This window comes from Burkholderia sp. 9120 (assembly GCF_000745015.1).
GTDB lineage: Bacteria > Pseudomonadota > Gammaproteobacteria > Burkholderiales > Burkholderiaceae > Paraburkholderia.
This window is the reverse complement of sequence record NZ_JQNA01000002.1, coordinates 3785897-3809067: the sequence shown is the minus strand read 5'-3', so window position 1 is coordinate 3809067 and position 23171 is coordinate 3785897. Positions and strand designations below refer to the sequence as shown.

Here is a 23171-nt window from a genome sequence, read left to right as displayed (position 1 = left end):
CGCGGCAACGGTATTGTTTGCGGCTACGCCGCGTTAATGCGGGTTCTATGCCTGTTAAGCCGCGTCGGTCGAAATGGACGGCTCGCAGAGAATCGGAAAGTTGACCGAATTCGCGATGTAGCATTTTTCGTGAGCCGTGTGATGCAGATGCGCGGCCAGTTCGACATCGCCGCCCGCCCGGATCACTACGTGTGGGCGCAACACGATCTGTGAGAAACGGCCCTGCTGCGGATCGTCAAGCATGGTGCCTTCGGCGTCGTCGCGATAGTCGAGCACGATAATGCCGGCGTCCGAGCACAGGTGCAGATACCAGAGCTTGTGGCATGCGCTGGCGGAGGCGACCAGCAGGTCCTCGGGATTCCAGCGCTCGGCGTCGCCGAGAAAGGCCGGGTCCGCCGAGCCGGGAATCGCCGGCTTGCCGCCTGACGTGATCACATGATCGCGGCCGTAAGCGCGATATCCCGAGGTGCCGCTGCCGCGGTTACCTGTCCACTGTACCGATACGTCGTATTTGTGCTCGCCGTGCGCCATACCCTTCTCCTTGCTGGTTCAACCGGATTCGGTTGTCGGGACGTGCATTCTATCGGGGACTATTGGGGATTGGCGTGGCGGCCGGCGTTAAGCGCTAGCGTGGTGGAGTTAGTCGGACAGTGTTACGCAGTCGCGTAGCGCGCAGAGTTCGGGCAGCGTTGCTCACTAACGTGGCGGCGCAACTCGGCCCGCAAGCCCCGGCGCACGCGGGTCCGGATTCGCGTACAGGCTCGTGCCGTTGGCGCGTGCGGTGCTGGGATTGGAGCTCGCGCCGCCTGTTGCACCCATCACAGGCGCGGCGGGTGCTGTGCCCAAGCCCGGCATCGGACTGGGACTGGCGCTCGGACCGGCCCCCGGCGTCACGCCAAGTCCCGGGACGCCTGCATTATTCCCGGCCCCGGACTGCGCGCCCCTCATGCCGGCGCCACTACTATTGCCGCCCGACTGCGCGTACGCCGCGCTGGCGGCACCCAAGGCGAGTGCCGACATCAACACCGACACGGCAAACCTGCCCGTTACGATCTTCATAGCTCACTCCAATACATCGTCGAACTGCTCTCACCCACTGCGGCGCGCCTAACGCGACCGCTCAAAGAGTATGACGATGCAAAACCCGCTTTGTTCAGCGTCGCCGGATCAGCAATCCGCAATCACCAGACGATGCGCGATAATCGGCGGCTTTCCTCACGGACCGCACCGATGACCGCCACCGCCTTCGCCCCCTTCCAGGACCTCGCGCAGACCCTGTTGCCGCAAGCCTACGACGACAACGGCGACGGCTCGCACGACACCTCGCATCTGCAGCGCGTCTGGAAAAACGCCGCGGCCATCCACGCGGAAGAAGGCGGCGACGCGCAAGTGCTGTTCGCGGCGACGCTGCTGCACGACTGCGTCGCCGTCGAGAAGAACTCGCCGCTGCGTGCGCAGGCCTCGCGCCTGTCGGCCGAGAAAGCGACGCGCGTGCTGACGTCGCTCGGCTGGACGGACGCGGCCATCCAGGCCACCGCGCACGCGATCGAGGCGCACAGTTTTTCAGCCGGCGTGACCCCGGTCACGCTCGAAGCGAAAACGCTGCAGGACGCCGACCGCCTCGACGCGCTCGGCATGCTGGGCGTGGCGCGCTGCTTCTACGTCGCCGGACGGATGGGCCGCGCGTTATACGATCCGGCGGACCCGCACGCGGCACACCGGCCGTTGGACGATACGCGCTACACGCTCGACCATTTCCACACCAAGCTGCTGAAACTGGCCTCCGGTTTTCAGACCGCGACCGGCACCCGTTTAGCCGGTATTCGGCACGCCCGTTTGCAGCGTTTTCTCGACGAATTCAGCGACGAAATCTGAATCTGTAACAACTCGGACAAAGCTGTACAAATCCTTACAAAGCCGCTTGCTGTTTGCGTACACCGCTCGCCTCGCTGCCGCGTTATTGCAGGCACCTACACGCGGAGTCCGCCATGAACAACAACCTTACTTCCACCCAGCCGCAGCGCAGCCGTATTCATCCGTTGGTCGCGGGGGCCGCGGTCGCCGTGATTCTCGCGAGCGCCACCGGCATCGCCGCGATGACCGGTCTGCTGCCGACCTCGCACGCCGTCACGGAACCGGCGACGCCGGCCACCGCAATCGGCGCGATCTCCGCGCAACCTGCGCCGACCGCGAGCGCGCAGATCGCCGCGCCCCAGCCGGCCCAGGTTCCACAACCCACGCAACAAATCGCCCAGCAACCCGTGCAACAAGCCGCGCCGGTTCGCCCGCCGGTGCATCACACGCGCCCGCGCGCGCCCGTGAACGCGCCGACCTACGCGAACAATCAGGAATACCAGGCTCCGTATCCCTCTTCGGCGCAGCGGCCGGTCGCCGATCCGTACGCGGGCGAAGTCGTCGCCATCAACACGGTGCAAACGCCCGAGCCGACCACGGGCCTCGGCGCGCTGGGCGGCGCGGTGGCGGGCGGTCTCGTCGGCAATCAGATCGGCGGTGGACGCGGCAAGATTTTCACGACCATCGCGGGCGTGGTCGGCGGCGGCCTGGCGGGTAACGGCATCGAGCATGCGGTGCGCAAGCAGACCTCCTACCAGGTCCAGGTCCGCATGCAGGACGGCAGCTACCGCAACTTCAACTATGAAACGCAACCGCCCGTGCAGATCGGCGAACGCGTGCGCGTCTCGGGCGACTCGTTGAGCGCTTCGTGAACATTTAACCGCTTCCGGCCAGTCTGGCCGGCCGGCACTTGTCAGCGAGGGAATAAGAACGCTCCCGTGCGCGTTATGATCAAGCGTTACCCAAGGACGCCCGATCGCGCACGATGGAGCACGCCTACCTTCACTTCCTGCATTCGCTCGCCGGGCATCCGCAATGGATGCTCGCGGTCGTCTTTCTCGCGGCCTTTCTGGAGGCCGTCGCCGTCATCGGCACCTTCATTCCGGGCAGCACCGCGATGTTTCTCGCCGGCGCGCTGACCGGCACCGGCTCGCTCAGTCTCGTCTGGGTCTTCGTCTGGGCGATCGCGGGCGCGGTTGCCGGCGACGGCATGAGCTTCTGGCTCGGCGGCCGCTACAAGGACCGCATCGTCCAGTTGTGGCCGTTCTGCAAACATCCCGAAGTCCTCGAAGCGGGCCACCGCTTCTTTCGCAAGCATGGCGCGAAGAGCGTCGTGCTGGCCCGCTTCATCGGACCTTTGCGGGCCATCGTGCCGGTCGTGGCCGGCATGCTGGGCATGCCGCCGCTGCGCTTCTACGCCATGAACGTGCTGTCCGCGCTGCTGTGGGCGCCCGCCCATATCCTGCCGGGCGTGGTGTTCGGCGCGTCGGTGCTGCTGGCGGGCGCGGTGTCGTTCCGGCTCGTCGTGATTCTCGCGCTGCTGGTGGCTATCGTCTGGCTGAGCTTTCGCGTGGCCGGCTTTCTGCTCTCGCATGCGAATGCCTGGTCGAGCGCCGGCGGCCGCCATATCGGCAGTTGGGCGTGCCGGCACCCAGGGCCGATCGGCCGCTTCGCGCGCAAAATGCTCGACCCCGAGACGCCGGACGCCAGCAGCATTTTGCTCACCTCGCTGATCGTGCTGGTGTCGGGCGCGCTGTTCTTCGGCGTACTCGACGACGTGATCAGCGGCGACCCGCTGACGCAGGTCGATCTGTCGGTCTATCACTTTCTGCAGTCGGTTCGCACGCCGTGGGGCGACACCGTGCTCGCGAGTCTCGCGATGCTCGGCAGCGGGCTCACGCTGGCGGCGCTGGTCGTCACCGTTGTCGTGTGGATGCTGCTGGAGCGGCGCTGGCGCACCATCGGCTACTGGCTCGCGGCGGTCGTCTTTTCCCAATTGCTGATCTACGCGTTGCAGTTCGCGATGCGCCGCGCGCCGCCCAACGAATTGATGTCCAACGCGTACGCGTTTCCGAGCAATCACGTGGCGGCGACGGTGATCGTCTACGGCTTCCTGGCCTTCCTGCTGGCGCGGCGGGTCGGCAAACTGGAGGGCGTGTTCGTCGCGACCGTGAGCACGGTCGTGGTGATCGTGGTCGCGCTCGCGGGACTGTACTTCGGGCGCTACTGGGTATCCGACGCGATCGGCGGCGCGGCGCTCGCGTATGTGTGGGTCGCGATCGTCGCGCTGACCGCGATGTGGCGGCATCCGGAGGCGCCGCCGGCCCGTACGTTGATGCCGGTCGTGGTGCTGGCGGTCGTGCTGGTCAGCGTCGGCGTGCAACTGGGTGTCGCGATGCCGGCGCCGCGGCCCGACACTACGTTGCGGCGCCCGCCCGTGCTGGTCACCCAGTCGCAATGGACGCTCTCGGCCTGGAAGCGCCTGCCCTGCTATCGCTCGGACATGGGCGGCGATCACAAGGAGCCGCTCACGCTGCAGTGGCTGTCGAACGCCGATTCGATTCGCGGGCAACTGCGCGCTCAAGGGTGGATCGAAGGCACGGACCTGTCCGCGCACAGCCTGCTCTCGCTCGCGTCGCCCAACGTCGCGGCGGTGTCGCTACCGGTCTTGCCGAAGCTCAACAACGGCGTGCCGTCGTCGCTGGTCTTCATGCGCGCCGGCGACACCCGCGACGAACGCGACGTGCTGCGCTTCTGGCCGAGCGGTTACGCGGTCGAGAATGGCATTTCGGCAACGCCGCTGTGGGTCGGCTCGTTCGCGCATGAGCGGCTGTCGCGGGACTCGTGGCCGATCAACATCTTGCGGGTCGACCGCTCGGAAAGCACGCTCGATTCTCATGCGCGCGCCGGGGCGGCGCTCGGTGCGTCGGTGGTGGCCAAGGTGATTTGCGACGGCGTACAGGTGGCGCTGCTGGCTTCGCCGGTAGAATAAAACGCCGGTTTGACAAAGGCGTGGGATGCCTGGCTATCCACATGAAGCAGGCGATCGCGCGTTCGCTGCTCCCGCCGGGAAAACGCTCTGTGTTCAAGTAGTTGGCGCGGTTGGCCAGGACTTGTCCACAAGGATATGAACATTTTCTGTGGATAAGATGCGCGATGGCAAGACCGCCAGGAGAGATGCGATGTCACCCCCAGCACCACCCACACCCCGCGACGCCGCCAAGCCGGCGCCGCGTCACCGCTTCCTGTGGTTCGTGGCCTTGTGGCTGCTCGGCGTCGCCGGCACGGCACTGCTGGTGCTGCCGTTTCATCTTATGATCGCCGCGGCAATGCATCATTAGGCTTGCCGCCCGATGTCGTTCGTCGTTCGGACGCCAACCGAAGCGCCAGGCAAATCGCCAATCGCGAAGTTAAGCGCCTCGCCTCGGCTCAAGGCCGCTCGATCGACGCCGGCAACTGCCCCAGTTGCCGGAACACCGCGAGCCAGTCTTCGAGGTGCCAGGTTTTCGCAATCAGATCTCCGCGCATCTCATGGAACGAGTGAATCGCGAATTTGATCGGTTTGGAACTTGCCGCAATGCCGAGCAGTTTCCCGGTTTGCGTGCCGCTGATCTCCGCGCGGACGCCGACCCGCTCGCCGTGAATCAGCACGTCGAGAAGGGTGACGTGCATGTCGGGCAGCGCCGTGGCGATGTCCTCGAAGATCGGAATCATCTGGTCCGGTCCCGGCGCCACGCCGGCGGGCTCCGGAACGTATTCCCAGTCGGACGTGACGACGGTTCGCAACAGGGTGACGCTCTTCTGCTCGAAGGCGCGATAGAACGTGTCGATGGCGTGATGAATCAGATCTTCGCTGGCGGGCGGCGTCATGATCGGTGGCTCCGGGGAAAGGTCGCGGCGAACCCAATCCGCTCGCCGCCCTCATCATAAGCCCGCATCCGGGATGCCTGCGCGCAAGGTGCGCGAGTTCGAACATAGGCAGCGTAGCGGTCATGAAATACGCGGTCGGTATAACATCCGTTGGCGACAGTCGTTCCATTGCGATCGGAATTCGTCACGACCTACCCACATTCAATCCGATGACTAAAGAACCCCTCGACACTCCAGAGCGCGCCGATCCCCCGGAGCCGCAAGGCATCTGTAAAGACCTCACCCGTAGCGCGATCTTCCTGGTCGCCACCCTTTCCAGCGACAGCGACGCCGTGGAAAAAGTGCGCGCGTGGACCGGCGACGTCGCCGCGCTGGTGCGCGCCGTCGGCAAGCGCGTGCCGTCCGGCGACCTCTCGTGCGTGTGCGGCTTCGGCTCCGACGCATGGGACATGCTATTCGGCGAGCCGCGCCCCGCCCGCCTGCATCCGTTCCGCGAATTCGGCACGGGCGAGCGCCGGGCCATCGCGACGCCGGGCGACATCCTGCTGCACATTCGCGCCGAACACATGGACCTGTGTTTCGAGCTCGCCACCCAGTTGCTGGCGCCGCTCGGCGACGCCGTAACCGTGGTCGACGAAGTACACGGCTTCCGCTACTTCGATATGCGCGATCTGGTGGGCTTTGTGGACGGCACGGAAAATCCGGCGGGCCGCGAGGCGGTGCAGTTCACCCTCATCGGCGACGAAGACCCGGACTTCGAGAGCGGCAGCTATGTGCTGGTGCAGAAGTACCTGCACGACATGGCGGGCTGGAACGCGCTGCCCGTCGAGACTCAGGAACTGATCATCGGCCGCAAGAAACTGTCGGATATCGAGCTCGACGATTCGGTGAAACCGTCCCGCTCGCACAGCTCGCTGACCACGCTGACCGAGAACGGCAAGGAAGTGAAAATCCTGCGCGACAACATGTCGTTCGGCCGCCCTGGTTCGGGCGAATTCGGCACGTATTTCATCGGCTATGCGCGTTCGCCTGCGCCGATCGAGCAGATGCTGGAGAACATGTTCGTCGGCCGTCCGCCGGGCAATTACGACCGGCTGCTCGACTACAGCCGCGCGACGACCGGCAGCCTGTACTTCGTTCCGTCGGCCACCATGCTCGACGAACTCGCGGACCGCGAGCCGCAAGCCGCCGCGGCGGTCGACACGCCGCCGGACACGTCTTCATCCACCGAGCCGCATCACGAAGGCTCGCTGAATATTGGCTCACTCAAGGGAATCACTCAAGGGAATCGCCCAACATGAACAATCTGCATCGCGAGCTGGCCCCCATCTCCCGCGCCGCCTGGTCGCAACTCGAAGAGGAAGTGGCGCGCACCTTCAAACGCAGCGTAGCCGGCCGCCGGGTGGTCGACGTCAAGGGTCCGGGCGGCACGGAACTGTCCGGCGTCGGCACCGGGCATCAGACCACGATCGGCGCGCCGCAGGACGGCGTGGTGGCGAAACTGGCCGAAGTCAAAAGTCTGGTCGAACTGACCGTGCCGTTCGAACTGCAGCGCGAAGCGATCGACAGCGTGCTGCGCGGCGCGAAAGACGCCGACTGGCAACCCGCGAAAGAAGCGGCCAGGCAGCTCGCCTATGCCGAAGACCGGGCGATCTTCGACGGCTATCAGGCGGCGGGTATCGGCGGACTGCGCGAAGGCTCGTCGAATCCGCTGCTCGCGCTACCGGCCGACATCAGCGATTATCCGAACGCGATCGGCGAAGCGCTCGAACAGTTGCGGCTGGCCGGCGTGGACGGTCCCTATTCCGTGCTGCTCGGCGCCGATGCCTACACGGCGCTCGGCGAAGCACGCGACCAGGGCTATCCGATCCTCGAACACATCAAGCGGATCGTGAACGGCGAGATTATCTGGGCGCCGGCGCTCGCTGGCGGCAGCGTGCTGTCCATGCGCGGCGGCGACTTCGAACTGCATCTCGGCGAAGATGTGTCGATCGGTTATGTGAGCCATACCGATACGACGGTGCGCCTCTATCTGCGCGAAACGCTGACCTTCCTGATGCTGACGAGCGAAGCGTCGGTGACGTTGAGTCAGGCTGAGTAGTCAGGCTAAATAAACCGCGCCTGCAGTCCGTCGCTTGCTCCATCGCCGCGTGTTCCGCACACGCGGCGATGGCGCCACGTATCAAACCACTCAGTGATAACCGGCATCACCCTCGCGCACCTTGCCGCGGAATACGCGGTACTGCATCAGGTTGTAGACGAGAATGACCGGCAGCACGATCACCGTGCCGACCAGCGTAAACAACTGGCTCGAATGGCTCGACGAGGCTTCCCAGATGGTCAGCGAAGGCGGCACGATGTTCGGCCAGATACTGATCAGCAAGCCGCTGTAGCCGAGAAAACACAGCGCGAGCGTGAGCAGGAACGGCGTCGCTTCATGCCGTAGCCGCAGCGTGCGAAAAATCCCCCAGACGCAGGCCACCACCAGGATCGGCACCGGCAGAAACCAGCCGAGCTTGCCGCTGCCGAACCAGCGGTGCGCGACCGCCGGCAAACCGATCACGGTCCACAGACTGACTACCGCCATGGCCCCCAGCAGCACGCTCACGAGCGGCCGCATCACTTCGCGCATGCGGCGCTGCAGGTCGCCGTCGGTCTTCAGGATCAGCCAGCCGCAGCCGAGCGTCGCATAAGTGGTCAGCACACCGATGCCGCACAACAGGCTGAACGGCGACAACCAGTCGAACGGATCGCCGGCAAACCGGCCGTCGACGATCTTGATCCCTTGCAGCAGCGATCCCAGCACGATGCCCTGGCAAAAACCCGCCAACGCCGAACCGGCCATGAACGCCAGATCCCACGCATGCTGCGTGCGCGTGGCGCGCGCGCGCAGTTCAAAGGCCGCGCCGCGAAAGATCAGGCCCACCACCATCAGGATCAGCGGCAGATAGTTCGCCGGCAACAGCGTCGAATAGACCACCGGGAACGCACCGTAGAGTCCGGCGCCGCCGAGTACGAGAAAGGTCTCGTTGCCGTCCCAGACCGGCGCGATGGTATTGAGCATCACTTGCCGGTCGGCTTTCTGTTCGAAGAACGGAAACAGCAGGCCGATGCCGAGATCGAAACCGTCCAGCATCACGTAGAGAAACACGCCGAAGCCGATGATCGCAGCCCACACGACGGGAAGATCGATTTGCATGGCGTCACTCTCCTTTCAGCGCGTCGAGCGGACGATTCCGCAATACCGGATGCTTGACGGACGGCGGACTGTCGACCTGCGCCTCCGGTCCGCGGGCCATCATCTTCAGCATGTAGTAGACGCCCATGCCGAACACGAGGAAGTACACCAGCACGAAGATCAGCAACGACACGCCGGCCTGCTGCGCGCTGATCGGCGACAGCGAGTCTTCGGTACGGAACACGCCGTACACCGTCCAGGGCTGGCGGCCGACTTCGGTCGTGATCCATCCGGCCAGCAGCGCGACGAGGCCCGACGGTCCCATGCACAGCACGAGCACCTGAAACCAGCGGGTCTCATACAACTGGCCGCGCACCCGCAGAAACAGCCCCAGCAGCGCGGTCAGCAGCATCAGCATGCCGAGACCCGCCATGATCCGGAAGGTCCAGAAAATGATCGGCGAATACGGGCGGTCTTTAGCGGGAAACTCCTTCAGTCCGCGAATTTCGCCGTCCCAGCTATGGGTCAGAATCAGGCTGCCCAGGTGCGGTATTTGCAGCGTGTAGCGCGTGACTTCCGCGTCCATGTCGGGCAGGCCGACCAGATTGAGCGCGGTGCCGCCCTTCTCGGTTTGCCACAGCCCTTCGATCGCCGCGATCTTGGCCGGCTGATATTGGCGCGTGTTGAGGCCGTGCGCGTCGCCGACGAAAATCTGCACCGGCGCGAGCAGAAGCAGAATCCACAGCGCCATCGAAAAACTGCGCGTGATCGGGCCGTCGCGCCGGCCACGCAGCAGATGCCACGCGCCGCAAGCCGCGACGATAAAGGCCGCGACGATAAACGCGGCGATCGTCATATGCGCGAGACGATACGGAAACGACGGGTTGAAAATCACCTTGAACCAGTCGACCGGCACGATCCGGCCGTTCTCGATGGCGAAGCCTTGCGGCGTCTGCATGAAGCTGTTCGACGCGAGAATCCAGAAGGTCGAAATGAGCGTGCCGAGCGCGACCATCAGCGTGGCGAAGAAGTGCCCGCGCGGACCGACGCGCTGCCAGCCGAACAGCATGACGCCGAGAAAGCCGGCTTCGAGAAAGAACGCCGTCAGCACTTCGTAGGTCAGCAGCGGCCCCGTGATGTTGCCGGCGAACGAAGAGAACCCGCTCCAGTTGGTACCGAACTCGTAAGCCATCACCACGCCGGACACGACGCCCATGCCGAAGCCGACCGCGAAGATCTTCGACCAGAACAGGAACATGTCTTTATAAACGACGTCGCCGGTCAGCAGCCAGCGCCCCTCCAGCACCGCGAGAAAGCTCGCCATGCCGATGCTGATCGCGGGAAAGATAATATGAAACGATACGGTGAACGCAAACTGCAGCCTGGCGAGATGGAAAGCATCGAAGAGTTCCATGATGGATCGGCGGCTCCGGGTGGCAACGGCTTTTGCGTAACGACGGGAGCCCTGATTATCACCTGATGTTCTATTGCGTGGCGCGTAGGCTGCCATTGGCGACGGAACGCGGCGGCCCGGGCCTTTTCAGGGGCATTTTTTTAGCCCGGCGACCTGCCCGCCTGTTGCATCCGCGAGTGCATGACATCACACCGGCTTGCTATGATCTCCGCACCGAATTGCCCTGGGAGCTCACGATGCGAATTCAAACCTCATTCCTGTTCGATCTCGACGGCACGCTCGTCGATAGCGTTTATCAGCATGTGCTGGCGTGGAAAGAAGCGCTCGATAGCGAAGGCATTCCGCTGTCGGTCTGGCGAATTCACCGCAAGATCGGCATGAGCGGCGGCCTGTTCACCAATCAGTTGCTGCGCGAAACGCACAAGGAGATCAGTCCGGAACTCCAGGAACGGCTGCGCCAGGCGCACGCCGCTTCGTATCGGCGCTTACGCGATCAGGTCTGTCCGCTGCCGGGGGCACGCGAGTTGCTCGCCGCGCTGACGAAAGCCGGTACGCCTTGGGCAGTGGCAACCAGCGGCCGGATGGAAACCGCGGCGGTCAATCTGGAGGCGCTCGGCGTCGACCCGGCCAAAGCCGTGGTCGTCACACGCGACGACGTCAAATACGCGAAGCCTGACCCGGATCTGTTCATTGCCGCGGCGATCCGGCTCGGCGTGCCGGTCGAGCAAAGCGTGGTGGTCGGCGACAGTATCTGGGACATGCTGGCCGCCAAGCGCTGCCGCGCACTCGGCGTGGGTGTGTTGTCGGGAGGATATGGCACGGAGGAACTGGAACGTGCCGGCGCGTTGCGCGTTTACGACGATCCTGCCGATCTGCTGGAACATCTGGATGAGGTTGCCGCGAGACCCTGACAGGCCCGCGGCAATTTGCTTCGAGACGCAGCAAAAACCACGGTGAGTCGCGTTGAAACGCGCTCACTGGCCCGCTTCGCGGCGACTCTGCTCCGCCACGGTCAGGATCGCTTCGGGCATGACTTCGAGCCGGGCCTTCGGGATCGGCTCGCCGCTGTCGTCGGACAGACCGTAGGTGCCTTCGTCGATCTTCTGCAGCGCGCGTTCTATATCGGCGACGCGGTGGTCGTTCACATCGTGCAGCGACTGGGTGATCTCGTTCTGCGCCATGTCCTGCGCGTCGTCTTCGTATTCTTCGGCTTCGTCGCCGTGCTCCTCGTGAGCCGTGCGCTCGTCCGCAGTGGTGTTCTCTTCACCGCCTAGTAGTTGCCGGCGTAGCGCCATAAGGCGCGTGCGCTGCTGCGCGATGAACTCTTCACTCAAGTCGCTCTGTTGGTCGGCCATGATTCGCTCCCTTGGCTTGATTGCGTTGTCCGGCTTTGTCCGCGTTGCCCGCGTTGGCGTTGCACGCGTGTCGGCTTCTTCAGATTAATGTAGAAACCGGCTTCCTGCCTTTTTGACCCCTCGCGCGGCGTACCGTTTCAACTAATCTATAAGCAGAGAGCGGCTAAAGGAGAACGCAATGCCGGCAAGCACTGTTTCTTACGGCGAGTTCAAAATCATCGTCCACCCCGAGACAAACAGGCTCGGCGCGTGGGTCACGAGTGTGAGCGTGAGTCACGGCGCGCGAACCGTCGTCGATATTCGTCCGGCGACGATTCAACCCCAATGGCTCACCGAAGAAGAAGCGGCGAGAGATGGGATCGAATGGGGACGCCGGTTCATCGATCGCGAGTTCAATACGCCGCAAGCGCGTTCGTGGGTGTCCGATCGCTCTCACGCGGAAACCTGGTTCCGCGACGCCGAAGAAGCGCGTAGCGGCAAGTTCATTGCGTAGTAGTTGCGTCGGCGCTTGCGCGCCGTTGAAGCCCTGCCCGCACCTATCGCCCACATAGAGAGTAGTGTCTTCAAGCATATCGTCAAAATACGATATATGATTCGTCTTGTAGCGATGCAGATGCATGGGCGCCAACCGGCGTTCCACGCCTGCGTGTTGTTGACAACCATGAAACCGACCCGAACGACACCCGACATCGACGCGATTCACAAAGCGCTGGCCAACCCGTTACGCCGGGAGATTCTCGGCTGGCTGCGGGAACCGTACGCGCATTTCGCCGATCAGGAGTTGCCGCTCGACCACGGCGTATGCGCCGGCAAGATCGACGCCCGCTGCGGTCTGTCGCAGTCCACCGTGTCGGCGCACCTCGCGGCCTTACAGCGCGCGGGGCTCGTCACGTCGAAGCGGGTTGGTCAGTGGGTGTTTTTCAAACGCAATGAGCCCGTCATTCAGGCCTTTCTCGAGCATATGAACGAGCAGCTTTGAGGACTTCATTCGCGTCAGCACGCTTTTTTCATCACGTATTTTTTAAGGCGGGGCCACAAGCTCGTTGCCGAAGGTGAACTGTTATGCCGACTCTTTTCGATCCGCTGCATATTGGCGATATCACGCTGTCGAACCGCATCATCATGGCGCCGCTGACGCGTCAGCGCGCTGAAGAAATCCGCGTGCCGAACGCGTTGATGGCGCGTTATTACGCCGAGCGCGCGAGCGCCGGCCTGATCATCAGCGAAGCCACCTCGGTCACTCCGCAAGGCGTGGGTTACGCCGACACGCCGGGCATCTGGTCGCAGGAACAGGTTGAAGGCTGGAAGCTCGTCACGAATGCGGTGCATGCCGCCGGCGGCAAGATCTTTTTGCAACTGTGGCACGTTGGCCGTATTTCGGACCCGGTGTTCCTGAACGGCGAATTGCCGGTTGCGCCGAGCGCGATCGCTGCGCAAGGGCATGTGAGCCTGGTGCGTCCGGAACGTCCGTTCGTGACGCCCCGCGCGCTGGAGCTCGACGAAATCGCCGGTCTGGTCGATGCGTACCGCAAGGGCGCCGAGAACGCGAAGACGGCCGGTTTCGACGGCGTTGAAGTGCACGGCGCGAACGGCTATCTGCTCGATCAGTTCCTGCAGGACAGCACGAACCAGCGCACCGACGCCTACGGTGGCCCGATCGAAAACCGCGCGCGTCTGCTGCTCGAAGTCACCGATGCGTGCATCGACGTGTGGGGCGCGAATCGCGTGGGCGTGCACCTTGCGCCGCGCCGCGACGCGCACGACATGGGCGACTCCGATCCGGCCGCTACGTTCGGTTATGTGGCTCGCGAACTCGGCAAGCGCAAGATCGCGTTCATCGCAGCTCGTGAAGCGCTCGGCGACGACCGCCTCGGCCCGCAACTGAAGCAGGCATTCGGCGGCCCGTACATCGCGAACGAAAAGTTCACCAAGGAAAGCGCGCAACACGTGCTCGACGCGGGTGAAGCAGACGCGGTGGCCTGGGGCCAACTGTTCATCGCGAATCCGGATCTGGTGCGCCGCTTCGAAACGGATGCGCCGCTGAACCAGCCGAATCCGTCGACGTACTATGCGCGCGGTGAAACCGGGTATGTGGATTATCCGGCGCTGGAAACGGTGGAATGAGCGGGGAAATGAGCGCCGCCTACATGGAAGCGCGCTCGCTGTAGCAAGCGGTAAAAACGACGCGGCGGATGGGACCGGAAAGAAATAACGGTCCCATCCGCCGCGTTTTTCTTTGCGCCGGCCGCATGCCTGATTCGCACCGCCTCACGCCAGATCGCGCCGCATGAACACGCGCTTCGATTCGTCGAGCCCACGCGCGATATGCGCGTCGCGCCGCTCGATCAGATGCGCGTCGAGTTCCGCTGCTTCGATATCGCGAAACCCGAGCCGTCGATAGTACGGCGCGTTCCACGGCACCTCGCGATACGTGGACAGAATCAGTTGCGTGAGTTGCCGGTCCAATGCGTGTTGCGCGACCTGCTCGATCAACGCCGCGCCGATACGCTGCCCCGCATGCGACGTGAGCACATCGAGCTCCTGAATATAGATGCGTGTGGCTTGCGGCTCGAACATAACGAATCCGACGCGTGTCGCATCGGCATCCACGGCGACGATGATCTCGCGCGCGGCGATCTTGCTCTCGACACGCTCGATATCCATCGGCGGGGCATCGGCAATGCCCGTCAAGCCGACGCTGGCGAAACGCTGGCCCGCCTCGAATTCGATGGCTCGGATCGCGTTCGCATCGGGCGGCGCGGCAAAACGAAAGATAACGGCAGAAGCTTGTGGCATAAAGGTTTCGCAGGTTTTTTTCAGGTTTTATTTGCGCATGACACTGAGCGATATTGACATCTCTCCAAGGAAATAGACAGGTATCCGCGCCGCCACCGGGCTACACTCCCGAACATCCCAATTTCCCCGCGCCCCGAGATGGATCTGATGCATGTGTTGCAGGTCGCCCTGCACTTCGACCAGCACCTGAGCGGTCTGATCGTGCAATACGGCACCGCCGTTTACGCGATGCTGTTTCTGGTGATATTCGTCGAGATCGGTTTTCTGCCGCTGTTCTTTTTACCCGGCGATCCGCTGATTTTCATTTGCGGCGGACTCGCGGCGACCGGCGCGCTGAACGTCTGGCTCGTGATCCCCGTGCTGTTCGCGGCCACGGTGGCCGGCAGCGTCGTCGACTATGCGATTGGCCGCGCGATCGGTGAAAAGGTTTATACCGCCGACTATCGCTGGCTCGACAAGAACGCGTTGCGCAAGGCGCATGTGTTTTACGAAGCGCGTGGCGGGCTGACGTTTCTGCTGTCGCCGTTCATTGCGGTGGTGCGCACCTTCGCGCCGTTCGTCGCGGGCGTTTCGCGCATGACGTTCGCGCGTTTTCTGTCGTTCGTCAGCGCGGGCGCGGCGCTGTGGATTGTGTCGCTGGTGGCCGCCGGTTATCTGTTCGGCAATGTGCCCCTGGTGCGCGATCATATGAGTTCGATCGTGTTGCTGGGTGTGGGGCTTGGCGTCGGGTCGTTGCTGGTGAGTGCGGTGTGGCGGTTCGTTAATCGGCGCTGGCGCGCCCGCTAATTCGGTTCCGCTCTGCTAAAGCGCAGGCGGTAGCACTCCATCCCCAACCTCCACGCGCAACGCGGCCAACAAAACCTGCCACCACTCCCCGTGCCGCAATAGAAACACCCGCTCGGGAAAATGATGGCGCGCCACATGGTCCTGCGGCACCGTATCCCAGCCACGATGCTCGACCGTCACCCGTGTCTCGTCGCCCACCGCTTCGAAACGCACCTCGACATGCGTGTGCTGCGCAGCGGAAAAACTCGCCTGCCGCCAGCCGAATGCCAAACGTTCGCCCGGCTCCCACACGGTGACGCGGCCCACCTCGAACACGCTGCCGTCCGGCTGTGTTTCGACCAGACGTCCATGGTCGCCGCCACCCTCCTCAGCCGGTTCGAACGACAACACCCCCGCCCCTTGCGGCGTGAATTGAAACAGCCCGTTAGGCCGCCACCATCGGCCGATATCGCGCGTGAATACCTCGAACGCACGCGACGGCGCAGCCGCAACGCGCAGCGACACCTGCACGCGCGAACTCATCCCTGCGCCTCGACGTGCGCCTCAACGTGCGCCTTGAACGACAACAGTTGCTCCGACCACAATGCCTCGGTCTGCTCGAGCCACGTTTTCAATTCGTTCATCGGCGTCGATCGCAATACATAAAGCCGCACGCGCGCGTCGACGCTGTCGCCGCCGCGCGATTCTTCTATCAACTCACTCGAACGCAGTACGCGCAAGTGCCGGCTCATCGCTTGCGGCGAGAGGCCGGTGGCCTGCGCGAGTTCGCCGGCGCGCATGGGTTGCCGGCTCAACAGATCGACCACGTGACGACGGTTCGGATCGGCCAGCGCGGCCAGCGTGCGATCGAGCGAGACACTCGCGGGCAGTCCCATGCGTTACACCCAGCCTTCGATTTTCAACCCGCTGACACGCTCGGCTTCTTCACGCGACACCTCGTGCACGGTCTGCCCAAAGCTCCAGATATGCCCCTCCGGATCGCGAGCCGCATACACACGGTCGCCGTAAAACTGATCAGCCAACTCACGCGTAATCACCGCCCCCGCAGCGCGCGAGCGAGCACAGTGCTCGTCGATACCGTCACGTAATTGCACATGCACCGACTGCGTATTCTTGCCGCCGATCGACGCCGGGCTCGCCGCATCTTCCGACCATTCGCGGCAGATCATCACGTAGCTGTCGCCGAAACGCATTTCCGAGTGGGCCAACTGGCCATCGTTGTCCGTAATGACCATCTGCCGCTCGAAGCCAAAGGCTTTTTCGAGCCAGTCGAGCGCGGCAAACGCGTCCTGGTAGTACACCGACGCCCCCAACGAAGGACGTTCAAACGATTCGCTCATGATTGCCTCCTTTGATAAACCCTACGGTTAATATTTCACACTATAGTTAAATAAACCGACAAGGCAAGGACGACATGAGCGATCGCGTTCGGTCATGACAAAGACAAAGGTGAACGTGCAGCGAGGCGTTGTGCCCCCTCCTCCTACGGCACAAACACCGTCCGGCAAGCACTATCCGGATGCCCCCAATGCGCGCCCAACTCCGCCAGCGGCACCGTTTGAGTCGTCACCTGCAAGCCGGCAGGCCCCGCTGCATCGAACACCGCTTTCAGCGCCCCGAACAAATGCGCCAAAGGAACGCTGCCAATCCCGCTCCCCACCAGCCTGATATCCGCCGAACGCAGCACGGCCGCCGGCAACGCGATCTCCGCGCCGCTAATCGCGCCGATCTGAACGAAGCGCACCGGGTGATCGTCCTCCGATGCTTTCGCCGCCGCGATCAACAACGACCGCGCACTCGCGCCCCACAGATAATCCAGCACCACGTCCACGCTGTCGCGAAACACCGCTTCGAACGCGCGGCTCAGGCTGGCTTCCTCCTGATCGAGCGAAATCGTGTCATCGGCGCCGATGAGCTTGAGCGCTTCCAGCGAAGCAGCATTACGCCCCGTCGCAATGATTCGCGCCGCGCCGAGGTGCTTCGCGATCTGCACGGCCAACCGTCCCGAGGTGCCCGTTGCACCGTTGATCAGCACGGTTTCACCCGCCACGAAACCCGCCCGCTCGACGAGCGCCGCCCACGAGGACATGCCCGGAATCGCGATTGCCGCGGCCGTGACGTCGTCGAGCGTATCGGGCAGCGCAATGCAATGCGTGTCCGCGACGAGGCTGTGTTCCGCCATCGCACCGAACGGCGCCTGCGGCTTGAAGAAATAGACGCGCCGTCCGTCGTCCAGTCGACCGGTGCCGTCCACGCCGGCAACGAACGGAAAGCCGCCCGTCGACGAATAATGCGAGCCCGCCGCCCTGGAGCGGGTGACGTGACTGAGCGCGGACGCCGTCACATCGACGACACTCAATCCGCTCGACGCTTCGGGTCGATCGAAATCCGCGTAGACGGGCGCCTCGCCCGCCGCTTTGACAATGGCTGCTTTCATGATGCTTCCTTGCTGTTAGCCTGGGATTGTGCTGAAGCTTGGGATTGAAGCGCGCGCTGCCGCACCTGAACCCACTCGCGCAACGCATGATCGCGAATCTCGAGCACGTCGAACAAACCAAGAAGGTGCAACGCAGGCAGCGCATCGACCATATCGGTTTCGGCCTCGGCGTACGCCGCTTCGCTCGCGTTGGGATCGGTCCACACACGCGCATTGGCGAGAAAAGCCGCGACGGTGCCCTTGCGGATCGTCGTACCGCCAATCTCGGTCTGATTGATTGAATCGGGAAGAACCTGTTCAGCTCGCATCGCACTGCACTCCTTGCTGGTCACAATGGAATCCAGTGTAGGCGTGCAAAAGCGGCCAGTCTCCGGTATAAAGGCCAATCAATACGGTATTCAGGCCATGATCCAACCTTTGATTCGCCCGGATCTCGTCACCTCGCCGGCCGGTCCTTTCCTCGCCGCGGCCGAACTGACGCAAACCGAGGCGCGTTCGACGTCCTCGCATAGTCATGCGCGCGGGCAGCTGATGGGGGCGTTGAGCGGGCTCGTCTCGGTGGGCCTCGACCGACAGCAATGGGTCGTGCCCGCGATCCACGCCATCTGGATTCCGCCGCATTACGAGCACTCGGTGCGCTCCTATGGACCGTTTTCCGGCTGGAGCGTGTTCATTACCGAGCAGCGCTGCGAGCAACTGCCGCGCGAGCCGCGCGCGATCAAAACCACGCCGTTGCTGCGCGAAGCCGTCCGGCGCGTGGCGAGTTGGCCGGGCGTCGAACTCGACGACGCGCAAACGCGCATCGCGGAAGTCATCGTCGACGAACTCGCGGCGTCGAAAGAGGAATCGCTGGATTTGCCGCGCCCTGACGACGCCAGGCTCGTGCGTCTCACGGACGCGCTGGTCGGCGATCTGTCCGACAATCGCCGGCTTGATGAATGGGCGGTGTGGGCGGGTCTGGCGCCGCGCACGCTGAGCCGTCGTTTCGTGGCGGAGACCGGTATGACGTTCGCGCAGTGGCGGCAGCAGGCGCGCCTGCTGCGTGCGCTTGAACTTGTCGCGGACGGCATGCCCGTCACGACGATCGCGCTCGAACTCGGCTACGACAACGTCAGCGCGTTTATCGACATGTTTCGCCGCGCGATGGGCACGACACCTGGGCGCTATCTGGCGGCCGAAGCGCGAGAGTCGTCGCCGGGTTAATCAGCATCAGGTGTGTCGGCGAGGTAGTGCGGGAGTGAGCCGCGCGGATTCGGCGTCTTACCCCGTCAATCATTCATCCGCCTATCAAGCTTATTCAGCCGCCCCACCAGCATAGTTCCGCTGACCGCGCAAACGCTGCACGATACGGCCGAACGCATACCACTGCTGCGCGATCAACCCCGTGCCATACGAACGGCCGGCGCCATGCGGCACGGGCAACTGATCGCGAATGCCAGTCGGCTCGACGGTAGCATTCCAGGAGACAGTGCGGAACATCATGTCCCACCACGGAAACAGCACGCCGAAGTTGCATCCATAACGCGTGCCTTCGTGCCCATACCCCACCGCGTGATGCCGGCGATGAAAAATCGGGCTGACGATCACGCGCTCCAGCAGCCATCCATACGGCAAACGCGCATTGACGTGCTGCACGCTCTGCATGAAATTGCCGACGGCGACCAGCACGACGAACTGCGTCGGCTGCACGCCGATAAACAGCGAAATCGCCGCAAAAAACGCGGCCTGGATGATGTCGTCGAGAAAGTGGTTGCGGTCGTCGGCCCACAGCGACATCTGCTGCTGGCTGTGATGCACCGCGTGCAATTCCCACCACACGCCGAAACGGTGCTGCCAGCGGTGATACCAGTAGCCGAAGAAGTCGAGCACGATCAGATAGATCAGGAACGACACGACCGGCTGATCGGTCACGCCGGGCCACAAACTATCGACGTCGATATTCGGCACGTCGTAGATCGCCATCAGGCTTTGCCAGTGATTGAACGCCGGCGTGAGCATGAAAAAGACCGCGATATTGATGATGCCGAGCTTGGCGATCCACGTGTAGATCACGTCGGCGCGTAGCGCCTTGCGATCCTGCCAGGTCTCGATCGGCCGCAACGCTTCGAGCGGCCGCAACGCGACATACGTCACGACGATTTCGAGCACGCCGATGATCACCCAGTACAGCGCGTCGTACGTGTCTTCGTCATAGCCCATCAAGCCGAACTTGAAGAAGAACGGCTGCACGACGTCGACATACAGCAGCGTTTGCAGCGCCGAGATGCCGTTGTCGAGCAGCGCGAGGATGTCGTGAATCATCGAAAAACCTCTGGAAAACAGGTGCTGTAATGAAAGCGGAAGCTTAACGCCTCAGTGGGCCTCCAGCCTCAATCCGGATTCGGCGCGGTGACCGGCGCGCGATTCGCGAAATACAGGCCATGCGGCGAACGTCCGACAGCAATCGTGTCGATAAGTTTTCGCGTCGTCAGATCAATAATGCCCACGTGCTTCGCAAAACGGAACGTCACCCACAGGTAGCGGCGATCGGCGGACAACTCCATGTCGTCGGGTCCGGGCATCAGACCGGTAATGTCGCCCACTTTCGTCAGCGTGTTGTAATCGAGAATGCTGATCGTGCTCTCCACGCGGTTCGACACCGCGATGTGCTGACCGTCGTCGAGATTGCGGAAATTGTGCGCGCCACGGCCGGTCGGGATCTTTTTCACGAGCTGCTGCTTGTGCCAGTCGACCACGGCCACGTCGTCTTCACCCGTCATACCGATCAACAGATAGCGATCGCCGGGCGTCATCCACAAACCGGCCGGCGTGTTGCCGATATGCAGCTTCCACAGCACCGTTTGCGTCGCGAGATCGATCGCGGCGACTTCGCCGGTGTCCTGCAGCGTGACGAACACCGTGCGGCTATCCGACGAAAACGTCATGTGGCTCGGCGTTTTCGACAACGGCACGCGCTTCGCGAGCGACACGTTCTGACCGTCGTAGCGATACACATCAACGCGATCCAGCCGCAAACCGGCCGTCACAAACCACTTGTGATCCGGCGAGAAACCCAGTTGATACGGGTCTTCGATATCTTCGACGCGGCGCTGCACTTTGCCCGTGTGCGGGTCGAGAAACATCAGGTCGTTGGACACCGAATCGGCCACGATCAGCGAGCGGCCGTCGGGCGTGATCATCAGATGGTGCGGCTCCTTACCGGTCGGCTCGGTGCCGATCACCTGGTGGGTGGCTTCGTCGACGAGCGAGAGTTTCGCTTCGCCGGAATCGAGCACGATGACGTTGTCCGCGGCCTGCGCGAACCCGCTCGCGAACAGCCCGCACAGCAGCGCGGCGCGCACGCCTGCTTTGGAAATCGTCGTGATCGTTGAAAGAGGAAATGACATGTGATGAATTTCGCGCGCGAAAAAGAACCGATGGGGAATGAGGGGCAGACTGGCGAGCGTCGGCGTGACAACGACGGCAAGCACGGCTGTCCCTTCATAACGTGACAACCCGGCTCGCCGATGACACGAATCGGACATTCGCCACAGGAAACACCGGAAAAAATGCCGGACGTTACGCTGTCATTCATTTGACTTAAGCCCAGCTTACATTCACGGCTCAAACTTAATCCCAAAGAGGACACAATCCGTGAACCACTCCTACCGCATCGCGGCGGTCGGCTGCTGTCTGGCCGTTTCCGTCTGTCAGTCGAACACCAGTTTCGCCGCCTCAGAAGCTTCTTCCTCTTCTTCCGTCACGCTGTACGGCATCATCGACACCGGTGTCGAATTTCTCAACAATGCTTCGGCCACCAAGGGCCAGACGCACGACGTCACGCGCCTGACCTCCGGCAATCTGTCGGGCTCGCGCTGGGGCCTGACCGGCACCGAAGATCTCGGCGGCGGCGCGAAGACCTTCTTCCGGCTGGAAAGCGGCTTCAACGTCGACAGCGGCGCACTGCTGCAAGGCGGCCGCGAATTCGGCCGGCTCGCGTACGTGGGCCTGTCGGACACCACTTACGGTTCGCTGTCGCTGGGTCGTCAAGGCGGCCTGTTCCTCGACTGGATGAGCCTCTACAACCCGCTCGGCAACGCGGTCTACGCGATCAAGATGCAGGACCCGGCGTTCTCCGACCGGCTCGACAACACGGTCCGCTATGAACATCATTTCGGCCCGGTCACCGCGCTCGTCCAGTACAGCCTCGGTTACGACAATGTCACGTACGGCGCGCAACCGGCGGGCGACACGCGCAACGCGCGCGTGATCGAAGCCGGCCTGCGCTACAAGAGCGGCCCGCTCAGCGCCGCCATCGCGTACGACCAGAAAAACGGCGGCAGCACCAGTCCGACCGCAGCGCACACCACCAAGGCAGGCGGTTACGAAGGCAACGTCGACCGGCGTATCGGCGTCGGCGTGCGCTATGCGCTGGCTTCCACGGATCTGTTCGGCGGCTACCGCTACCTGAATTCGAAAGCGATCCACCTGAGCACGCTCTCCACCGGACCGGTCGAAGCGACCAGCCTCTACTGGCTCGGCGCGACCTACCACGCGAGCGCCGCGCTGAACCTGTCGAGCACGGCGATGTACCAGAACTTCTATGGCACGTCGCGCGATCCGTGGTCGTTCCAGGTCGACGCGGATTACTTCCTGTCCAAGCGCACCGATCTGTACCTGAACCTCGCGTATGCGCTGAACCGCAACGGCTCGAATCTCGGCCTGAACGGTTTCGCCACGGACGTGGTGGCAGGCAAGAACCAGGTCGGCCTGATGGCCGGCATTCGCCACACGTTCTGAGGACGGCAGGATGGATAGCGCGAGCGTATCGATCCGCGTGCGCGGACTTCGTCAGACTTTCGGCGCGCAGGCCGTACTCGACGGCGTCGATCTCGACGTGCCGGCGGGCACCACGCTCGCGCTGCTCGGACCGTCCGGCTGCGGCAAGAGCACGCTGCTCAAGCTGCTGGCCGGGCTGCTGAAACCGGACGCGGGCCGCGTGATGTTCGGCGACGAAACCGTCGCCGATGCGGCGACCTGTGTGCCGCCCGAGTCGCGTGGTCTTGGCATGGTGTTTCAGGACTATGCGCTGTGGCCGCATATGACGGTGGCCGGCAACGTGTCGTTTCCGCTGGAAATGCGCGGCGTCGGCCGGCGCGAACGCGGCGAGCGGGTCGCCGCGGCGCTCGCGCGCGTGGGTCTCGACGGGATGGGCGCGCGGCGTCCGTCGGCGTTGTCGGGCGGCCAGCAGCAGCGCATCGCGCTGGCCCGCGCGATCGTCGCCGAACCGCGCATCCTGCTGTTCGACGAGCCGCTGTCGAATCTAGACAGCCAGTTGCGCGCGAGTCTGTGCGACGAGATTGGCGGCCTGCTCGCGCAACTCGGCACCACCGCGGTGTACGTGACCCACGAGCGCAAGGAAGCCGAAGCCCTCGCCCATACGATCGTCACGCTCGCACACGGGCGCGTGGAAAGCGTCCTTCACCGGTAAAGGAATCGCTA

General features: G+C 63.4%; 27 protein-coding genes. 14 read left to right on the top strand and 13 right to left on the bottom strand.

Annotated elements, in window-relative coordinates; all coding sequences use genetic code 11:
• Positions 1-54 precede the first annotated feature (54 nt).
• Positions 55-531 carry an OsmC family protein gene (locus tag FA94_RS25290; protein WP_035556350.1) on the bottom strand — a complete coding sequence of 159 codons (477 nt, stop codon included), beginning with the start codon at positions 529-531 and terminating at the stop codon, positions 55-57.
• A 699-nt stretch (positions 532-1230) separates the two neighbouring features.
• On the opposite strand from FA94_RS25290, the gene FA94_RS25285 reads away from it, so the two are divergent.
• The 4 genes from FA94_RS25285 to FA94_RS39245 all read left to right on the top strand — a co-directional run bounded on the left by FA94_RS25285 (position 1231) and on the right by FA94_RS39245 (position 5195).
• A complete protein-coding gene (locus tag FA94_RS25285) occupies positions 1231-1875 on the top strand; it encodes an HD domain-containing protein (RefSeq protein ID WP_035556347.1) in 645 nt (214 codons plus the stop codon).
• 113 nt (positions 1876-1988) lie between these two features.
• On the top strand, positions 1989-2726 hold the full coding sequence (locus FA94_RS25280; protein ID WP_035556345.1) for a glycine zipper 2TM domain-containing protein: 738 nt from the start codon (positions 1989-1991) through the stop codon (positions 2724-2726).
• A gap of 113 nt (positions 2727-2839) precedes the next feature.
• Entirely contained in the window at positions 2840-4846 is a 2007-nt protein-coding gene (locus tag FA94_RS25275; protein WP_035556342.1) for a bifunctional DedA family/phosphatase PAP2 family protein, read from the top strand.
• A 190-nt stretch (positions 4847-5036) separates the two neighbouring features.
• Positions 5037-5195: a hypothetical protein gene (locus FA94_RS39245; RefSeq protein WP_176059233.1), complete on the top strand. Its 159-nt coding sequence runs from the start codon at positions 5037-5039 to the stop codon at positions 5193-5195.
• A gap of 88 nt (positions 5196-5283) precedes the next feature.
• On the opposite strand, the gene FA94_RS25270 is transcribed toward FA94_RS39245, so the two are convergent.
• The gene (locus FA94_RS25270; RefSeq protein WP_035556340.1) at positions 5284-5724 is read right to left on the bottom strand and encodes an ester cyclase; all 441 of its coding nucleotides are present in this window, start codon (positions 5722-5724) and stop codon (positions 5284-5286) included.
• A 209-nt stretch (positions 5725-5933) separates the two neighbouring features.
• On the opposite strand from FA94_RS25270, the gene FA94_RS25265 reads away from it, so the two are divergent.
• Positions 5934-7025, top strand: a complete 1092-nt coding sequence (locus tag FA94_RS25265; RefSeq protein WP_051980735.1) for a Dyp-type peroxidase — start codon at positions 5934-5936, stop codon at positions 7023-7025.
• The gene (locus tag FA94_RS25260; RefSeq protein ID WP_035556339.1) at positions 7022-7825 is read left to right on the top strand and encodes a family 1 encapsulin nanocompartment shell protein; all 804 of its coding nucleotides are present in this window, start codon (positions 7022-7024) and stop codon (positions 7823-7825) included. Before FA94_RS25265 ends, FA94_RS25260 begins: the two co-directional genes overlap by 4 nt.
• Positions 7826-7915: 90 nt before the next feature.
• Here the strand turns inward: FA94_RS25260 and cydB are convergent, their stop codons facing one another.
• Together cydB and FA94_RS25250 are read right to left on the bottom strand one after the other, a co-directional pair.
• Positions 7916-8923: a cytochrome d ubiquinol oxidase subunit II gene (cydB, locus tag FA94_RS25255; protein ID WP_035556336.1), complete on the bottom strand. Its 1008-nt coding sequence runs from the start codon at positions 8921-8923 to the stop codon at positions 7916-7918.
• A 4-nt stretch (positions 8924-8927) separates the two neighbouring features.
• Entirely contained in the window at positions 8928-10316 is a 1389-nt protein-coding gene (locus tag FA94_RS25250; protein WP_035556334.1) for a cytochrome ubiquinol oxidase subunit I, read from the bottom strand.
• A gap of 236 nt (positions 10317-10552) precedes the next feature.
• Between FA94_RS25250 and FA94_RS25245 the strand changes: the two genes are divergently transcribed.
• Complete coding sequence (locus FA94_RS25245) at positions 10553-11227, top strand: HAD family hydrolase (RefSeq protein ID WP_035556331.1); 675 nt, start codon at positions 10553-10555, stop codon at positions 11225-11227.
• A 63-nt stretch (positions 11228-11290) separates the two neighbouring features.
• On the opposite strand, the gene FA94_RS25240 is transcribed toward FA94_RS25245, so the two are convergent.
• A complete protein-coding gene (locus FA94_RS25240; RefSeq protein ID WP_035556328.1) occupies positions 11291-11671 on the bottom strand; it encodes a TraR/DksA family transcriptional regulator in 381 nt (126 codons plus the stop codon).
• A 178-nt stretch (positions 11672-11849) separates the two neighbouring features.
• On the opposite strand from FA94_RS25240, the gene FA94_RS25235 reads away from it, so the two are divergent.
• The 3 genes from FA94_RS25235 to FA94_RS25225 all read left to right on the top strand — a co-directional run bounded on the left by FA94_RS25235 (position 11850) and on the right by FA94_RS25225 (position 13795).
• Positions 11850-12164 carry a DUF6566 family protein gene (locus tag FA94_RS25235; RefSeq protein WP_035556327.1) on the top strand — a complete coding sequence of 105 codons (315 nt, stop codon included), beginning with the start codon at positions 11850-11852 and terminating at the stop codon, positions 12162-12164.
• Between the two features lie 168 nt (positions 12165-12332).
• Positions 12333-12650 carry an ArsR/SmtB family transcription factor gene (locus FA94_RS25230; RefSeq protein WP_035562994.1) on the top strand — a complete coding sequence of 106 codons (318 nt, stop codon included), beginning with the start codon at positions 12333-12335 and terminating at the stop codon, positions 12648-12650.
• Between the two features lie 83 nt (positions 12651-12733).
• Positions 12734-13795 (top strand): alkene reductase, encoded by a 1062-nt coding sequence (locus FA94_RS25225; RefSeq protein ID WP_035556325.1) that lies wholly within the window; start codon positions 12734-12736, stop codon positions 13793-13795.
• Positions 13796-13939: 144 nt separating this feature from the next.
• On the opposite strand, the gene FA94_RS25220 is transcribed toward FA94_RS25225, so the two are convergent.
• Positions 13940-14467 (bottom strand): GNAT family N-acetyltransferase, encoded by a 528-nt coding sequence (locus FA94_RS25220; RefSeq protein WP_035556324.1) that lies wholly within the window; start codon positions 14465-14467, stop codon positions 13940-13942.
• A gap of 138 nt (positions 14468-14605) precedes the next feature.
• Here FA94_RS25220 and FA94_RS25215 point away from each other — a divergent pair, with 138 nt between their 5' ends.
• Positions 14606-15253 (top strand): VTT domain-containing protein, encoded by a 648-nt coding sequence (locus FA94_RS25215; RefSeq protein WP_035556322.1) that lies wholly within the window; start codon positions 14606-14608, stop codon positions 15251-15253.
• 15 nt (positions 15254-15268) lie between these two features.
• Here FA94_RS25215 and FA94_RS25210 read toward each other — a convergent pair whose 3' ends face one another.
• The 5 genes from FA94_RS25210 to FA94_RS25190 all read right to left on the bottom strand — a co-directional run bounded on the left by FA94_RS25210 (position 15269) and on the right by FA94_RS25190 (position 17998).
• Entirely contained in the window at positions 15269-15775 is a 507-nt protein-coding gene (locus tag FA94_RS25210) for an SRPBCC family protein (protein WP_035556319.1), read from the bottom strand.
• Positions 15772-16128, bottom strand: a complete 357-nt coding sequence (locus FA94_RS25205) for an ArsR/SmtB family transcription factor (RefSeq protein ID WP_035556317.1) — start codon at positions 16126-16128, stop codon at positions 15772-15774. Before FA94_RS25205 ends, FA94_RS25210 begins: the two co-directional genes overlap by 4 nt.
• 3 nt (positions 16129-16131) lie before the next feature.
• Entirely contained in the window at positions 16132-16593 is a 462-nt protein-coding gene (locus tag FA94_RS25200) for a VOC family protein (RefSeq protein WP_035556315.1), read from the bottom strand.
• A gap of 143 nt (positions 16594-16736) precedes the next feature.
• On the bottom strand, positions 16737-17690 hold the full coding sequence (locus FA94_RS25195) for a quinone oxidoreductase family protein (RefSeq protein WP_035556312.1): 954 nt from the start codon (positions 17688-17690) through the stop codon (positions 16737-16739).
• Entirely contained in the window at positions 17687-17998 is a 312-nt protein-coding gene (locus FA94_RS25190) for a hypothetical protein (RefSeq protein WP_231585141.1), read from the bottom strand. Before FA94_RS25190 ends, FA94_RS25195 begins: the two co-directional genes overlap by 4 nt.
• Positions 17999-18095: 97 nt before the next feature.
• On the opposite strand from FA94_RS25190, the gene FA94_RS25185 reads away from it, so the two are divergent.
• A complete protein-coding gene (locus tag FA94_RS25185; RefSeq protein WP_035556310.1) occupies positions 18096-18893 on the top strand; it encodes an AraC family transcriptional regulator in 798 nt (265 codons plus the stop codon).
• A 90-nt stretch (positions 18894-18983) separates the two neighbouring features.
• Here FA94_RS25185 and FA94_RS25180 read toward each other — a convergent pair whose 3' ends face one another.
• Both FA94_RS25180 and FA94_RS25175 read right to left on the bottom strand, forming a co-directional pair.
• A complete protein-coding gene (locus tag FA94_RS25180) occupies positions 18984-19991 on the bottom strand; it encodes a sterol desaturase family protein (protein ID WP_035556308.1) in 1008 nt (335 codons plus the stop codon).
• 68 nt (positions 19992-20059) lie between these two features.
• On the bottom strand, positions 20060-21076 hold the full coding sequence (locus tag FA94_RS25175; RefSeq protein WP_035562989.1) for a YncE family protein: 1017 nt from the start codon (positions 21074-21076) through the stop codon (positions 20060-20062).
• Between the two features lie 247 nt (positions 21077-21323).
• Here FA94_RS25175 and FA94_RS25170 point away from each other — a divergent pair, with 247 nt between their 5' ends.
• Together FA94_RS25170 and FA94_RS25165 are read left to right on the top strand one after the other, a co-directional pair.
• Entirely contained in the window at positions 21324-22469 is a 1146-nt protein-coding gene (locus FA94_RS25170; protein WP_035556305.1) for a porin, read from the top strand.
• 10 nt (positions 22470-22479) lie between these two features.
• Complete coding sequence (locus FA94_RS25165) at positions 22480-23160, top strand: ABC transporter ATP-binding protein (RefSeq protein ID WP_035556304.1); 681 nt, start codon at positions 22480-22482, stop codon at positions 23158-23160.
• Positions 23161-23171 lie beyond the last annotated feature (11 nt).

Excerpts from the sequence above, each read along its gene's own strand:
- FA94_RS25290 (WP_035556350.1), bottom strand. The coding sequence starts at position 531 with ATGGCGCACGGCGAGCACAAATACGACGTATCGGTACAGTGGACAGGT.
- FA94_RS25285 (WP_035556347.1), top strand. The coding sequence starts at position 1,231 with ATGACCGCCACCGCCTTCGCCCCCTTCCAGGACCTCGCGCAGACCCTG.
- FA94_RS25280 (WP_035556345.1), top strand. The coding sequence starts at position 1,989 with ATGAACAACAACCTTACTTCCACCCAGCCGCAGCGCAGCCGTATTCAT.
- FA94_RS25275 (WP_035556342.1), top strand. The coding sequence starts at position 2,840 with ATGGAGCACGCCTACCTTCACTTCCTGCATTCGCTCGCCGGGCATCCG.
- FA94_RS39245 (WP_176059233.1), top strand. The coding sequence starts at position 5,037 with ATGTCACCCCCAGCACCACCCACACCCCGCGACGCCGCCAAGCCGGCG.
- FA94_RS25270 (WP_035556340.1), bottom strand. The coding sequence starts at position 5,724 with ATGACGCCGCCCGCCAGCGAAGATCTGATTCATCACGCCATCGACACG.
- FA94_RS25265 (WP_051980735.1), top strand. The coding sequence starts at position 5,934 with ATGACTAAAGAACCCCTCGACACTCCAGAGCGCGCCGATCCCCCGGAG.
- FA94_RS25260 (WP_035556339.1), top strand. The coding sequence starts at position 7,022 with ATGAACAATCTGCATCGCGAGCTGGCCCCCATCTCCCGCGCCGCCTGG.
- cydB (WP_035556336.1), bottom strand. The coding sequence starts at position 8,923 with ATGCAAATCGATCTTCCCGTCGTGTGGGCTGCGATCATCGGCTTCGGC.
- FA94_RS25250 (WP_035556334.1), bottom strand. The coding sequence starts at position 10,316 with ATGGAACTCTTCGATGCTTTCCATCTCGCCAGGCTGCAGTTTGCGTTC.
- FA94_RS25245 (WP_035556331.1), top strand. The coding sequence starts at position 10,553 with ATGCGAATTCAAACCTCATTCCTGTTCGATCTCGACGGCACGCTCGTC.
- FA94_RS25240 (WP_035556328.1), bottom strand. The coding sequence starts at position 11,671 with ATGGCCGACCAACAGAGCGACTTGAGTGAAGAGTTCATCGCGCAGCAG.
- FA94_RS25235 (WP_035556327.1), top strand. The coding sequence starts at position 11,850 with ATGCCGGCAAGCACTGTTTCTTACGGCGAGTTCAAAATCATCGTCCAC.
- FA94_RS25230 (WP_035562994.1), top strand. The coding sequence starts at position 12,333 with ATGAAACCGACCCGAACGACACCCGACATCGACGCGATTCACAAAGCG.
- FA94_RS25225 (WP_035556325.1), top strand. The coding sequence starts at position 12,734 with ATGCCGACTCTTTTCGATCCGCTGCATATTGGCGATATCACGCTGTCG.
- FA94_RS25220 (WP_035556324.1), bottom strand. The coding sequence starts at position 14,467 with ATGCCACAAGCTTCTGCCGTTATCTTTCGTTTTGCCGCGCCGCCCGAT.
- FA94_RS25215 (WP_035556322.1), top strand. The coding sequence starts at position 14,606 with ATGGATCTGATGCATGTGTTGCAGGTCGCCCTGCACTTCGACCAGCAC.
- FA94_RS25210 (WP_035556319.1), bottom strand. The coding sequence starts at position 15,775 with ATGAGTTCGCGCGTGCAGGTGTCGCTGCGCGTTGCGGCTGCGCCGTCG.
- FA94_RS25205 (WP_035556317.1), bottom strand. The coding sequence starts at position 16,128 with ATGGGACTGCCCGCGAGTGTCTCGCTCGATCGCACGCTGGCCGCGCTG.
- FA94_RS25200 (WP_035556315.1), bottom strand. The coding sequence starts at position 16,593 with ATGAGCGAATCGTTTGAACGTCCTTCGTTGGGGGCGTCGGTGTACTAC.
- FA94_RS25195 (WP_035556312.1), bottom strand. The coding sequence starts at position 17,690 with ATGAAAGCAGCCATTGTCAAAGCGGCGGGCGAGGCGCCCGTCTACGCG.
- FA94_RS25190 (WP_231585141.1), bottom strand. The coding sequence starts at position 17,998 with ATGCGAGCTGAACAGGTTCTTCCCGATTCAATCAATCAGACCGAGATT.
- FA94_RS25185 (WP_035556310.1), top strand. The coding sequence starts at position 18,096 with ATGATCCAACCTTTGATTCGCCCGGATCTCGTCACCTCGCCGGCCGGT.
- FA94_RS25180 (WP_035556308.1), bottom strand. The coding sequence starts at position 19,991 with ATGATTCACGACATCCTCGCGCTGCTCGACAACGGCATCTCGGCGCTG.
- FA94_RS25175 (WP_035562989.1), bottom strand. The coding sequence starts at position 21,076 with ATGTCATTTCCTCTTTCAACGATCACGACGATTTCCAAAGCAGGCGTG.
- FA94_RS25165 (WP_035556304.1), top strand. The coding sequence starts at position 22,480 with ATGGATAGCGCGAGCGTATCGATCCGCGTGCGCGGACTTCGTCAGACT.